The organism is Desertivirga brevis, assembly GCF_017355835.1.
Map to the genome: position 1 here is coordinate 206,777 of NZ_JAFEWF010000004.1, position 12,870 is coordinate 219,646.

Here is a 12,870-nt window from a genome sequence, read left to right on the forward strand (position 1 = left end):
AAATTTTGACGAGAAGTAGTATATTTGGCGTAATGACTTTAATGGCTGCGGAACCAAAAAAACTTAATGACGAAGTTCTAGATAAGTATGAACTTGTAATAGGATTAGAGATTCATGCTCAATTGTCTACCAAAACAAAAATCTTCTCTTCAGATCCTGCATTCTTTGGCGCTGAGCCAAATAAACATACAACTCCAATATCTCTCGGTTTGCCGGGTACCTTACCAAAGGTAAACAGGGAAGTTGTCACCTATGCAGTTAAATTAGGATTGGCCACTCACTGCCGTATCAATCTTGTTAATAGATTCGACAGGAAGAATTACTTCTATGCAGACTTGCCCAAAGGATACCAGATCACTCAGGATGAGTTACCGATCTGTAAAGACGGTTACGTAACTATTTCTTTAAAGGATAAGCCTTCTAAACAAATCAGGTTGAACCGGATCCACATGGAGGAGGACGCAGGAAAAAGCATGCACGATAAAGACGATAAATATTCACTTATTGATCTGAATCGCGCTGGAGTTCCCCTTTTAGAAATTGTTTCAGAGCCCGACCTCCGTTCTGCCGAAGAAGCAGCTGCATATTTATCAGAAGTTAGAAAGATCGTTCGTTACCTGGGAGTGTGTGATGGAAACATGGAGGAGGGGAGTTTGCGTTGCGATGCTAATATTTCCGTAAGGTTAAAAGGAGCAACGGAATATGGATGTCGGTGCGAAGTGAAGAACCTAAATTCGATCAGAAATCTTCAACGAGCAATAACTTACGAATTTAAACGCCAGGTTAGAGTTATTGAAGAAGGCGGAAATATAGATCAGAATACATTGAATTTTGATGCAGCAACAGGAGTTACTTCTGTTCTTCGGTCAAAGGAAATGGCTTTAGATTACAGATATTTTCCTGAACCCGATATGCCGCCGCTTCATTTGACTGAAGAGTGGGTTGAGGGGCTAAGAAAAACCTTACCCGAACTACCAGAGCAAAGGATTAAAAAATATGTTTCTGAATTTGGTTTGTCTGAAACCGATGCCGTTCAATTAACTAATGATAAGTCGGTTGCAGATTTCTATGAAGAAATAGTAACATTTACTAAAAACTATAAATCTGCTGCTAATTGGGTTAACGGGCCGGTACAATCCCTCATTAACGAGAAAGGGAAAGATATTTCAGAATTAGCTATTTCTGCAAAGTCTGTTTCGGAAATAATCGACCTGGTAGATTCAGGTAAGATCAATAACTCAGCGGCAACCCAACAGGTGTTTCCTGCATTAGTTGCTTCTCCTAGTAAAACAGTAGATACTATAGTACATGAGTTGAACCTGGTTATTGATACAGACGAAGATCAACTATCCCAGCTTATAGAACAGGCAGTAAATAAATTCCCTGAAAAAGTTGCCGAATACAATAAAGGCAAAAAAGGCGTTTTAGGTTTGTTTATGGGAGAGTTGATGAAACTTTCCGGGGGCAAAATAGACCCTAAAACAGCGAACAAACTACTTATACAAAAAATAGAATCATTAAAGTGAGAAGGATTTCAGGAGCGGCACTTGTGCTGATAGCATTACTTGCAGCTTGTAAGAACAAAGATCAGTTTACCTTAAATGGTAAACTTGAAAATGCAGACACGGTTAAGCAGGTTTATCTTTACAAGCAGGGGATAGTAGTAGATTCGGCACTATTAAATGAAGACAAAGAATTCAAGTTCAACGTCGCTTCACCAGATCCTGACTTCTATTTTATAGTTGCTCCAGGCGAGAAGAACTACCTTTTTCTTGCCCAGAATGGCGATGAATTAGACTTTAATGCAGATTATAAAAATCCCTCTGGAGAGTATACAATCGATGGTTCTGATCTCGCCGATAAGCTAGAGGAGTTTAACAAGATCAGTAGCGCACATCAACAGAAATTTGCCGACTTACAAACCCGTTACGAGGAGAGCGTTTCCAGAAACCCTGCTTCAAGAGACTCTTTAGTAGCTGTTATGACTCCTGTTTTTCAGAAGAACATGGATGAATTTGCTCAGGCTTCAATAAAGTTTGGAAACGAAAATAAGGATAACCTGGCGGGATTTTATGCTATGAGTTCACTGGACAGAACCCAGTACGAACAGCCTGTGGTGGCTTATGCAGAGCAGATCAAAGGCAAATTCCCTAATAATAAAGCCGTACAAGAGTTCCTTGCTTATACAGATAAGATTAAGAGCCTGGCAGTAGGGCAAACCGCTCCTGATTTTGAAGCCCCTTCTATTGGAGGTGGTAATATGAAACTTTCAAGTTTAAGAGGGAAATATGTGTTAATAGATTTCTGGGCTTCCTGGTGTCCTCCCTGCCGCGAAGAGAATCCGAATCTTGTGAAACAGTATAAAGCCTTCAGCAATAAAAACTTCACCATCCTTGGCGTTTCGCTGGATAATTCCAGAGATGCCTGGAAAAAAGCAATAAGCGATGACAAGCTAGTCTGGAATCATGTGTCTGAGCTTAATCAGTGGGAGAGTAACATTGCTAAGAAATACCAGGTAGAAGCGCTTCCTTCCTCGTTCCTTATAGATCCTCAGGGAAAGATCGTTGCAAAGAATCTCCGAGGAGGTCAGCTTGAAGAATTTTTAAAGAAAACATTGAGATAAATACACGAATGTGTTAAGGATTTGTAATTCTTAACAATAATTTAATATTGTCTTAACTGTTTCGTGCAGTTCTCGTTATACTTTAGTGGCATAAAATAAAGTCATGAGTTCAACAAAGCAAAAAATTCTCATTGTAGATGACGAACCGGATATCCGTGAGCTTATAGAATATAATCTTAAAAAAGAAGGTTACCAGGTCTATACCGCTTCCAATGGACAGGAAGGTGTTTCTGAAGCAAAAAAAGTTCATCCTGATCTAATCATCCTTGATATAATGATGCCTAAGATGGATGGTATTGAAGCATGCAGACTCTTACGTACGATGAACGAATTTAAGAACACTTTCATGGTGTTTTTAACTGCAAGAAGTGAAGAGTATTCGGAGATTGCGGGGTTCAACGTTGGAGCTGATGATTATATCGCAAAGCCTATTAAACCGCGTGCCCTTGTAAGTCGTATAAATGCCATCCTTCGCAGGAATAGTCAAACCGAGGAGGTTGCAGAAAATAAGCTGGAGATATCAGATCTGGTTATCGATCGCGAAACCTATCTTGTTTACCGCCACGGTGAAAAAACAGTACTTGCTAAAAAGGAATTCGAGCTTTTATATCTACTAGCATCTAAACCCGGAAAGGTTTATACTAGAGAGGTTATCTTAAAAAGCATTTGGGAAGATTCAGTAGTGGTAACCAATCGCACCATTGATGTGCATATCAGAAAGCTTCGTGAGAAATTGGGCGATAGCTATGTAAGCACAGTTAAAGGAGTAGGGTACAAGTTTGAGGCCTAGTTCAAAGGCCTTAACTTACTACAATTGACGTTATACCTGCTACGTTCTATATAGATTTTTTCCTGTACTTTATCACACAAAAACCCTTTGTCTGCAAGCTGCAAACGAAGGATGAAAGTAATCTCAATCTTCTTTGAGACTTAAAAACCGAATTTTACTTTCAAAAAAAAAGCATTTCCCTTTTTAGGAGAAATGCTTTTCCGATTAATATTTCTATAGTAATTAAACTACCTTCACATTTACCGCATTAGGTCCTTTACGACCTTGTTCTACTTCGAACTCTACATTGTCATTCTCGCGAATGTTATCAACAAGTCCTGTAGAATGAACAAAGATCTCGCCTCCGCCATTTGACGGGATGATAAAACCGAAACCTTTTGTTTCATTGAAAAATTTTACTGTTCCTTTTTGCATTATATTATTTATTAAAAACATAAAGGTAGACTAAATAATTCGGAAAGATGCAAGGTTTCAAAAATAAAGTTTAACGTATTTTTTTTCTATACCAATTGCATATGCTCTTAATCTCATTGTTAAAAATGACGCCCGTCATTGAGTGAGTTAAGTATTTGATACAAATTAGCCGCATGTATGTAATTCCCTCAACAAATCTTCAGAAGAAAGAAAAACTGGTCATTATCTGGCTTCTTGTTGGAGTTGCCATGTTAATTATTCAGATCGTTCTAGGAGCTATTACAAGGCTAACAGGGTCTGGATTATCGATCACTGAATGGAAACCTCTCCTGGGTGCAATTCCTCCCTTAACTGAACAAGCCTGGCAAGAAAGTTTCGAAAAGTACCAGCAGATAGCCCAGTTTAAGAAGTTAAACAATCACTTCGTTTTATCAGATTATAAAGCCATATTTTTCTGGGAGTGGTTCCATCGTGAGTGGGCACGGCTCATAGGCGTTGTTTTTATTATTCCTTTTTCTGTATTTGTTTTAAGGAAGCAAATTAGCCGGAAGATGGTATTACCTCTTATAGTGTTATTTTTATTGGGAGGCCTCCAGGGTCTAATTGGCTGGATCATGGTGAAAAGCGGTCTTAATGATACAGCTGTCGTGGTAAATCATGTAAAGCTCGCAATACATTTCGTTAGCGCCCTTATCTTATTGGTTTACCTGCAATGGTTTACCATGGGGCTGTCTGTTCCTCCTTCGCAGATCCGATACCGCGCCGGACTTCAAAAAACCACCTCATTGCTGCTGTTCCTATTATTTCTTCAAATGATCTATGGTGCTTTTATGGCCGGATCACATGCTGCTCTATATGGTGCTACCTGGCCCGACATTAATGGTCAAATTTTACCTCGTGGTATGTTTAGTTCTGTAAATGCGTTTCATGATCTTGTGAATAATCCGATCACTATACAATTTATACATCGCTCTCTCGCATATTTAATCGCTGTTGTAATCCTCTTCTGGTATTACCAGGCCAGCAAGATCGAGCGAACATACTGGCTTCGGAAATATCGTTCTCTCGTACTATTGCTTATGCTGGTGCAGATTGTATTAGGCATTCTTGCCCTTGTTAACAGTATGTATTCTCAAGCTATTTATTATGCTGTAGTTCACCAACTCGTTGGTATTCTGCTTCTGCTAGTTATTGTAGCGGCCGCCTTCCTTGTCAGAAGAAGTCCATCCTTGTAAAATCAGCTGACAGGTCTTTTTCATTTATGACTAAGGTCATTTTAATGAAACAAAAAAAAGCGAACTTACTTTGGATATATAAACTAATATAAAACCAATGGAACAAATTGAATTTACAATTGATGGTCAGTTATATGAAGTAGAAGAAAGCGAAGGAACTTTCTCTGTAGTACAAAATTCGGTTTTCATAGGGCAGCTCTATAGGGAAAAAGGCAATTCCTGGTCCTGGGAGTCCGCCAAAGGAGGCGTCTCAAATAATTTTCCCTGGGTCGAGATAGGGAAGAAGATTGATAAGCATATTGCAAATCTTGCATAAGAAAGAAGTAAAATTGCGACAGAATGGCTGGCGTAAAATAAAACGCCGGCCATTTTGTCTTTGAATTGAAGAAATTTTCGCAAAAATGCGAGTGGTACAGAACTTGAAATAATGCTGGTAAATCATTAAAAAATTAATAGGAGGAAATAAAAATGGCACTAGTAAAATTTTCAAACGGAAACAATAACAATGCTTTAAGTCCTTGGTTCTCTGATGTGTTTGAGAATTTCTTTAATGACTCTTATGTATCAGATAGATTAACCACTCGTGTACCTGCAGTTAATATTGCAGAGACTGAAAATGGATTTCATATAGAGCTTGCTGCTCCGGGTTTGAACAAGGAAGATTTCAAAATTAACCTTGAGAAGAACGTGTTAAGCATTTCTGTTGAGAAAAAAACAGAAAATACAGAAGAAAATAAGAGGTTCAGCAGAAAAGAGTACAGCTACAGCTCTTTTGTAAGGTCCTTTACCCTGCCAGATTCAGCGGATCAAACCAATATAGATGCTGAATATACAAACGGTATTTTAAGAATTATTGTAGCTAAAAAAGAAGAAGCTAAGCTTCTAACAAGAGAAATTTCTATCAAATAAAGTATTTTGTAGGTTAGGTTGATTGAAGCGCTGCTTTTGGAAACAAAGGCAGCGCTTTTTTATTAACTACATTTGGTTAAGTACCTTTTGTAAATCGTCCGGTGTATCTATTGCAGTAGTTTCAATATCGGTTACCGCAACCTTAATCCGGTACCCATTCTCTATCCAGCGCAATTGCTCCAATGCTTCTGTTTTTTCGAGGATAGAAACTGGTAATTTTGTTATGCTAAGCAAAGTATCCATTCGATAGCCGTAGATACCGATGTGCTTATAAAATTGATGACTTTTAAGCCATTCAGTTTGTTCTTTCCCTCTTACATGAGGAATTGTAGATCTGCTGAAATAGATGGCTTCAGATAGTTTATTTAATACAACCTTTGGGGAGTTTACATTAAACAGCTCTTCTTCGCTAGTGATTGGTTTTACCAATGTTGCCAGGACCGTATCGCTTGATGCAAAGCAGGTGCAAACCATATCGATCTGCTTAGGGTCTATAAAGGGCTCGTCTCCCTGAATATTGATAATAATATCAAATCCCGGTAACTTTTGAGCAACCTCAGCACATCTGTCGGTCCCACTTTGGTGTGTGTCTGCAGTCAAGATTGCGCGACCACCAAATGCGCGTACATGCATTAAGATTCGCTCATCGTCTGTAGCAACCACTACTTCGTCCAGCTTCTCGGTTTTCAAAGCCTGTTCATACACCCTTTGTATCATGCTTTTTCCTTCGATATCGATCAAAGGTTTCCCCGGAAACCTGGTAGAGGCGTACCGGGCAGGAATTACTCCTAAAATTTTAGTTACTGTAGGTGCAGATGCATCTGCTGTTGAACTTTGCTGCATGTTAAGGATATGGGTATTAAAACAATCCGTGTATTTCTCGTTCGATGCTCTGAATAATAAAGCCTAGGTCTTCAGGGTTATTGGCAAAATCCAACTTGTCCTTATCCAGAACAAGTAGTTTACCTTCCTTATAGCCCCCAATCCATTTCTGGTATTTCTCGTTTAGTTTAGAAAGGTAGTCCAGTCGGATACCTGCTTCGTACTCGCGGCCTCGTCTTTGTATATTGTTCACCAAGGTAGGAACCGAGGCCTTGAGGTAGATCAAAAGGTCTGGAGCCTTAATGAAAGAGGTCATATTATCAAAAATAGCACGATAGTTATCATAATCGCGACTAGTCATTAAGCCCATCTCATGAAGGTTCTCCGCAAAAATGTAAGCGTCCTCATAGATCGTCCTGTCTTGTACAATATTCCTTTCGCCACTGGTTATCTCCCTGATCTGATTAAACCGGCTATTCAAGAAGTATATTTGAAGGTTGAAACTCCAGCGCTTCATATCACTGTAGAAATCCTCTAAATAAGGATTGTTGTCTACCGCTTCAAAATGAGCTTCGAATCCAAGGTGTTTTGATAATAATTCAGTAAGCGTAGTTTTACCTGCTCCAATATTTCCTACGATGGCAATATGCATACTGTAAAAGTATAATTTTAATTTACGATTTATAAAGTACGACCTACGTTTTTCTTCTCATCAATAGCACCAAGCTTTCAATGCAGGGGAAGAAGCCGTGTTAATTGCCGATAATTTACCATTCAGCCCCTAATGATAACAGTCTGGGTCAAGCTTTATGAAGCTTTGAATCAGAATGATCGGAAGCCGATTATTTCCCTTACTTCGCGGATAGTTTTAGATGCGCTTTCCCTCGCCTTTTCCGCTCCCAGTTTCGCTACCTTGCTCAGGTAATCCGTATCTGCTGCTATAGCATTGATCTTTTCGCGCACAGGTTCTGTCGCAATGATCATATCCTCTGCTAATTGCTTTTTAAAGTCGCCATAACGGATCTGACATTTATTGTAAAGCTCATCAAAGTGGCTATAAGTATCTGCAGAAGAAACGATCTTCATCAAATCGAACAGGTTTTGAATAGGCTCAGGCTTTGGCTGATTTTCCTCTGTTGGTCCGCTGTCGCTTACCGCCCGCATAACTTTTTTGCGTATCACTTCAACGCTGTCTGAAAGATAAACCGCATTTGCTTCACCTTCAGACTTACCCATTTTACCTTTGCCATCAAGACCAGGAACCTTTACCAACTTATCGCTGAAGCTAAAAGCAAAAGATTCAGGGAAGTATTCAGTATTATATAAACGGTTGAAACGATTACCGAAAGTACGAGCCATTTCAAGATGTTGCTCCTGATCTTTACCCACAGGCACTTTAGTAGCCTTGTGAATTATAATATCAGCAGCCATTAGAACCGGATAGGTGAGAAGGCCTGCATTCACGTTATCTGGTTGCGATCTTACCTTATCTTTAAATGAGGTGCTTCTTTCTAACTCACCCATATAAGCGTTCATATTCAAAAACAGATATAACTCTGCTATTTGAGGAACGTCAGACTGAACATATATAGTAGCCTTTTCAGGATCTATCCCTGCAGCAAGGTACTCTATCAGAACCTGTTTCACGTTTCCGTGAAGATCGTCAGGGGTAGGATGTGTAGTTAATGAATGATAATCTGCAATAAAGAAGAAGCAATTATACTCGTGCTGCATCTTAACAAAATTCTGCACTGCACCGTAGTAATTACCTAAATGAAGTTTGCCGGTACTGCGTATACCGCTTACAACTGTTTCCATACGGGTGACGAAAGTAAGGAATTTTTATATTTTTGGACTGAATGAAACAATTTTTAAAGAAGGTACACAAGGGGATTTATATTGCAGTAGTAGTCTTTTTCTTCGTGTTATTTTTTCCCTTTCTGTATTTCTTGTCCCGCAAGAAGGAAAGGTATCCCATCCTGAACCATTTTCGGAGAGCTTATGCCTATATAAGTTCAACGTTGGTTGGTTTTAACTATAAATACAAGGTAGAAAAAGAGATAGACTGGACCCGTACCTATATTTTCTGTGCCAATCATACTTCTAACCTTGATATAACTGTTATGACCTTGATTGCCAAGAATAACTTTGCTTTCCTTGGTAAGGATGAGTTATTGGATAATCCTTTGCTGAAAATGTTTTTCAAAACGATAGATATCCCTGTAGATCGGAGTAGCCGTATTTCTTCGTTTAAGGCTTTTAAAAGAACCGCGGAGTATCTTAAGGAAGGGATTAGCGTTATTATTTTTCCGGAGGGAGGGATAGGTGATGAATACCCACCCGTACTTTTGCCATTCAAGAACGGCCCATTCCGTCTGGCAATTGAAAATAAAGTTCCCATTATTCCAATCTCAATAAATGATGCCTGGAAATTGATGTGGGATGATGGAAGTAAATATGGAAGTCGTCCGGGAATTTGCCATATTTGCATTCACGCTCCTATAGAGACTGGCGATCTTACTGCTGAAGATGCAGATGTTCTTAAGGACAAAGTTTACGATAAAATAAAAAGCGGCTTAGCCTGAAATGAATATAGATAACGAAACAATCACCAAAATTGCAAACCTGGCACGACTTGAGGTTGCTGATGCTGAAAGGGAATCATTACTTAAGGATATGAATAATATTCTTCATTTTATGGAGAAATTAAACGAAGTGGACACCAGCAATGTGAAGCCTCTGATCTACCTGACTGATGAAATAAACGTTTTGCGTGAGGATGAGGTAAAGAAAGAAATTTCTGTTGACGAAGCATTACAAAATGCCCCTTTACATGATGGAACTTATTTCAAAGTGGCTAAGGTTATAGATAAAGGATAAACTAGTTTATTAATAATATTTTATCTTAAGAGCAATGGCGAGGGTTTTCCTGAGCTTATTGCTCTTTTTTGATTCCAGTGTTCTATCCCCATCAATATTCTCTTCCTGTCGTCGAGATAATTCCAGCAGTTCAGCAGGAATTAGAAACCGCTAATACATTAATAGTAGCGGCGCCTCCTGGCGCCGGCAAAAGTACCCTGCTTCCTTTAGCTATGATAGATGAATCGTGGTTAGAGGGGAAGAAGATTATTATTCTTGAACCACGTCGCTTAGCCGCGAGTTCAATCGCTACCCGGATGGCTTCTATGTTGAATGAAAAGGTAGGGCAGACGGTTGGTTACCGTATTCGTTTTGAAAACAAGATATCTGCTCAAACCCGGATAGAGGTAGTTACCGAAGGGATTTTAACGCGGATGTTGCAGTCAGATAATGCACTGGAGGAAGTAGGGATGGTGATTTTCGACGAGTTCCACGAGCGTAGCATACATGCTGATCTTGCCCTGGCTTTATGCCGGGAAACTCAACAGATCCTTCGGCCTGATCTTCGAATCCTTGTAATGTCGGCCACCTTAGACCTAGCCATCTTGCCACAAATGCTTCAATGCAAAGTGGTGGAAAGTAAAGGGCGAAGTTTCCCTGTCGAGTTGATCTATACGGGTGAGCAGGATATCCAGCAAATAGCAGAACTATGTGCACAAACCATTAACAAGGCACTAAAAGAAAGAGAAGGAGATATTTTGGCATTTCTACCCGGCCAAGCCGAGATACGAAAGTGCGAAGATATTCTAAAACGTTCTGCGAGGGCTGAAGAAGTTTTTCCACTATATGGTCAATTGTCATCTGCAGAGCAACAGACAGCAATACAACCTCACCCTTCAGGACGACGAAAGATCGTACTGGCGACTTCAATAGCAGAGACAAGTTTAACGATCGAAGGTATTAAGATAGTGATAGATAGCGGCTTTACCAGAAAATCTCAGTTTGATTATAAATCGGGGCTATCAGGGTTAAAGACTGTTCAGATATCCCTTGATTCTGCTGATCAGAGAGCGGGAAGAGCGGGACGCATGAGCGAGGGCTGCTGCTACCGGATGTGGTCAAAAGCAACAGAAAGCAGGATGGCAGAATTTCGTACACCTGAAATCCTCGAAGCAGATTTAAGTCCTTTAATGCTCGACCTTTATAACTGGGGCATCACCAACTTTTCTGACCTAACCTGGTTAAACACCCCTCCAGCTTCGAATATTGAAAGTGCGAAAGAACTTTTACAGTCGTTAAATGCTATTGAGAATAATCAAATAACACCTTCAGGAAAACGTATCAACCAACTTCCTTGTCACCCACGCATAGCTAATATGCTAATCATAGCCGAAGGGGATGCAGAGTTACCTTTGGCAACCGATATAGCAGCTTTATTGGAAGAACGAGATCCTTTGGCATTAGCTGGCTCAGACCTTAACCTGCGTATAGAAGCACTTCGGCGATACAGATTGGAAGCAAAACGCGAACGACGTTGGGATAATATAGACCGGGTAGCAGGTGCCTACAGAAAACTATTCAGAATTAATGCGGATAACGGTGCTGTAAAACATTACGAAACAGGAAAACTGCTTGCTTATGCCTATCCCGAACGTATAGCCTCATTGAAACCGGGAACCGAGGGGCAATACCAATTAGCTAATGGGCGCAGCGCTTTGATGGATAAGGAGGATGATCTCTCAGGCGAAGCCTGGATCGCCATTGCCCATTTAGATGCTCGTAAAGGAGCGGGTAAGATCTTCATAGCAGCTCCTCTGCAAGTCAGCGATGTCATTCATTTGGCTCGTGAAACGGAAAGTGTTTCCTGGGATACGCGGAAAGGTGGGCTCCTTACCGTAAAAGAGCAAAAAGTTGGGGGACTGGTATTGAAATCATCAGCACTTGCTACGGTAGCAGAGGAAAAAATTGTAGATGTAATATCTAAGGCTATTCAGTTGGAAGGAGAGAGCCTTATGAATTTTGACGAGGAGTTTACAACTTGGCAAAACCGGATCTTGAGCTTGAAGAAATGGAATAACGAAGATCAATGGCCTGACGTTAGTACCGTATCCCTTCTTCAGAACAATAGAGACTGGCTATGGGCGTACTTACCTAAAATACGCAAGCCGGATGACTTAAAGAGATTAAACCTGGTCAAGATCCTTCATGATCATCTTGACTATAATCTTCAGTTAGAATTAGACAGACTTGCCCCAGAGAGCCTGACAGTACCAAGTGGTTCAAAGATCAAGCTTGAGTATTTTCCAAATGGAGAAACACCTGTACTTGCAGTGCGCCTTCAGGAAGTTTTTGGCCTATTGGATACTCCATCCATCAATGATGGAAAGCAAGGGGTTGTCCTGCATTTATTATCCCCGGGCTTTAAACCAGTTCAGGTAACTTCAGATCTCAGAAGCTTTTGGTCTAACGCCTACTTCGAGGTACGAAAAGAGCTTAAGAGGAGGTACCCTAAGCACTCCTGGCCCGAAAATCCGCTTGAAGCGCAAGCTGTGAGTGGGGTACGGCGAAAGCATTGATCTTTAAGTACCAACTCAAGGAATTTTGGATTTTTTTTTAGATTAGCAACATAATCACACAAATAGATATGAAATTGTTTAAAATGTTACTTACGCCAATGCTGGTTGCGAGCTTGGTTATCTCCTTCAGTTCCTGTAAATCCAAAAAGAAACTTACTAAAGAAGTTCCTCCCCCGGCAGTAGAACGCGAAAAGCCAGCGGTGGAAGAGAAAGCTAAAACAACTGAACCTGTTGAACAAACGTCAACCAACACAGCTTCAGCTTCAGAGAAATTAAACTTCAACTTTAAGAATATTCAGTTTGAATTCAACTCGGCAGTATTAAAAACCTTCTCTTATGAGGTATTGGATAAAATAGCTACAGAGATGAGGAAAAGTCCTGATACAAAGTTTGAAATCAGCGGGCACTCTTCAGCAGAGGGATCAGAGCAGCATAATAAATCTTTATCGGAAGACAGAGCAAATGCTGTAAAGGCTTACCTGGTTAATGCAGGGATCAGTGCCGCTAACTTAAGTACTATTGGCTATGGTGAAAGCAAACCAATAACTAAAAATACAACAGAGGCAGATAGAGCTCTTAACAGAAGGGTTGAAATAAAGAAAACCAACTAAAAATTAAAGCGGCGATGAGAATCGCCGCTTT

At 40.1% G+C, this 12,870-nt stretch carries 14 protein-coding genes; 10 read left to right on the forward strand and 4 right to left on the reverse strand.

What is annotated here, in order from left to right:
• The first annotated feature begins 5 nt into the window (after window positions 1-5).
• The 3 genes from gatB to J4N25_RS12820 all read left to right on the forward strand — a co-directional run bounded on the left by gatB (window position 6) and on the right by J4N25_RS12820 (window position 3,413).
• Window positions 6-1,526: an Asp-tRNA(Asn)/Glu-tRNA(Gln) amidotransferase subunit GatB gene (gatB, locus tag J4N25_RS12810; RefSeq protein WP_369410858.1), complete on the forward strand. Its 1,521-nt coding sequence runs from the start codon at window positions 6-8 to the stop codon at window positions 1,524-1,526.
• Entirely contained in the window at window positions 1,523-2,623 is a 1,101-nt protein-coding gene (locus J4N25_RS12815; protein WP_369410859.1) for a redoxin domain-containing protein, read from the forward strand. The genes gatB and J4N25_RS12815 overlap by 4 nt, the downstream gene beginning before the upstream one ends.
• Window positions 2,624-2,726: 103 nt before the next feature.
• Window positions 2,727-3,413 (forward strand): response regulator transcription factor, encoded by a 687-nt coding sequence (locus J4N25_RS12820; protein WP_207422604.1) that lies wholly within the window; start codon window positions 2,727-2,729, stop codon window positions 3,411-3,413.
• Between the two features lie 222 nt (window positions 3,414-3,635).
• Here the strand turns inward: J4N25_RS12820 and J4N25_RS12825 are convergent, their stop codons facing one another.
• Window positions 3,636-3,827, reverse strand: coding sequence for a cold-shock protein (locus tag J4N25_RS12825; protein WP_207422605.1), 192 nt, complete (start codon window positions 3,825-3,827; stop codon window positions 3,636-3,638).
• Between the two features lie 173 nt (window positions 3,828-4,000).
• Between J4N25_RS12825 and J4N25_RS12830 the strand changes: the two genes are divergently transcribed.
• From J4N25_RS12830 to J4N25_RS12840, 3 genes are all read left to right on the forward strand, one after another.
• On the forward strand, window positions 4,001-5,062 hold the full coding sequence (locus J4N25_RS12830) for a COX15/CtaA family protein (protein WP_207422606.1): 1,062 nt from the start codon (window positions 4,001-4,003) through the stop codon (window positions 5,060-5,062).
• A gap of 97 nt (window positions 5,063-5,159) precedes the next feature.
• Complete coding sequence (locus J4N25_RS12835) at window positions 5,160-5,378, forward strand: hypothetical protein (protein WP_207422607.1); 219 nt, start codon at window positions 5,160-5,162, stop codon at window positions 5,376-5,378.
• A gap of 152 nt (window positions 5,379-5,530) precedes the next feature.
• A complete protein-coding gene (locus tag J4N25_RS12840; RefSeq protein ID WP_207422608.1) occupies window positions 5,531-5,971 on the forward strand; it encodes an Hsp20/alpha crystallin family protein in 441 nt (146 codons plus the stop codon).
• Between the two features lie 66 nt (window positions 5,972-6,037).
• On the opposite strand, the gene kdsB is transcribed toward J4N25_RS12840, so the two are convergent.
• From kdsB to trpS, 3 genes are all read right to left on the reverse strand, one after another.
• Window positions 6,038-6,814 carry a 3-deoxy-manno-octulosonate cytidylyltransferase gene (gene kdsB, locus J4N25_RS12845; protein ID WP_207422609.1) on the reverse strand — a complete coding sequence of 259 codons (777 nt, stop codon included), beginning with the start codon at window positions 6,812-6,814 and terminating at the stop codon, window positions 6,038-6,040.
• Window positions 6,815-6,830: 16 nt separating this feature from the next.
• Window positions 6,831-7,445 (reverse strand): deoxynucleoside kinase, encoded by a 615-nt coding sequence (locus J4N25_RS12850; RefSeq protein ID WP_207422610.1) that lies wholly within the window; start codon window positions 7,443-7,445, stop codon window positions 6,831-6,833.
• A gap of 170 nt (window positions 7,446-7,615) precedes the next feature.
• A complete protein-coding gene (gene trpS, locus J4N25_RS12855; RefSeq protein ID WP_207422611.1) occupies window positions 7,616-8,611 on the reverse strand; it encodes a tryptophan--tRNA ligase in 996 nt (331 codons plus the stop codon).
• A gap of 41 nt (window positions 8,612-8,652) precedes the next feature.
• Here trpS and J4N25_RS12860 point away from each other — a divergent pair, with 41 nt between their 5' ends.
• The 4 genes from J4N25_RS12860 (at window position 8,653) to J4N25_RS12875 (ending at window position 12,839) form a co-directional block, all read left to right on the forward strand.
• Window positions 8,653-9,378 (forward strand): lysophospholipid acyltransferase family protein, encoded by a 726-nt coding sequence (locus J4N25_RS12860; protein WP_207422612.1) that lies wholly within the window; start codon window positions 8,653-8,655, stop codon window positions 9,376-9,378.
• Between the two features lies 1 nt (window position 9,379).
• Window positions 9,380-9,673, forward strand: a complete 294-nt coding sequence (gene gatC, locus J4N25_RS12865) for an Asp-tRNA(Asn)/Glu-tRNA(Gln) amidotransferase subunit GatC (RefSeq protein WP_207422613.1) — start codon at window positions 9,380-9,382, stop codon at window positions 9,671-9,673.
• A 77-nt stretch (window positions 9,674-9,750) separates the two neighbouring features.
• Window positions 9,751-12,228, forward strand: coding sequence for an ATP-dependent helicase HrpB (hrpB, locus tag J4N25_RS12870; protein WP_207422638.1), 2,478 nt, complete (start codon window positions 9,751-9,753; stop codon window positions 12,226-12,228).
• A 68-nt stretch (window positions 12,229-12,296) separates the two neighbouring features.
• The gene (locus J4N25_RS12875) at window positions 12,297-12,839 is read left to right on the forward strand and encodes an OmpA family protein (protein ID WP_242695897.1); all 543 of its coding nucleotides are present in this window, start codon (window positions 12,297-12,299) and stop codon (window positions 12,837-12,839) included.
• The last annotated feature ends 31 nt before the right edge of the window (window positions 12,840-12,870 follow it).

Coding starts and splice junctions, on each gene's coding strand:
- J4N25_RS12835 (WP_207422607.1), top strand. CDS start 5,160: ATGGAACAAATTGAATTTACAATTGATGGTCAGTTATATGAAGTAGAA.
- kdsB (WP_207422609.1), bottom strand. CDS start 6,814: ATGCAGCAAAGTTCAACAGCAGATGCATCTGCACCTACAGTAACTAAA.
- J4N25_RS12840 (WP_207422608.1), top strand. CDS start 5,531: ATGGCACTAGTAAAATTTTCAAACGGAAACAATAACAATGCTTTAAGT.
- J4N25_RS12825 (WP_207422605.1), bottom strand. CDS start 3,827: ATGCAAAAAGGAACAGTAAAATTTTTCAATGAAACAAAAGGTTTCGGT.
- J4N25_RS12850 (WP_207422610.1), bottom strand. CDS start 7,445: ATGCATATTGCCATCGTAGGAAATATTGGAGCAGGTAAAACTACGCTT.
- J4N25_RS12820 (WP_207422604.1), top strand. CDS start 2,727: ATGAGTTCAACAAAGCAAAAAATTCTCATTGTAGATGACGAACCGGAT.
- J4N25_RS12875 (WP_242695897.1), top strand. CDS start 12,297: ATGAAATTGTTTAAAATGTTACTTACGCCAATGCTGGTTGCGAGCTTG.
- J4N25_RS12830 (WP_207422606.1), top strand. CDS start 4,001: ATGTATGTAATTCCCTCAACAAATCTTCAGAAGAAAGAAAAACTGGTC.
- J4N25_RS12860 (WP_207422612.1), top strand. CDS start 8,653: ATGAAACAATTTTTAAAGAAGGTACACAAGGGGATTTATATTGCAGTA.
- gatC (WP_207422613.1), top strand. CDS start 9,380: ATGAATATAGATAACGAAACAATCACCAAAATTGCAAACCTGGCACGA.
- trpS (WP_207422611.1), bottom strand. CDS start 8,611: ATGGAAACAGTTGTAAGCGGTATACGCAGTACCGGCAAACTTCATTTA.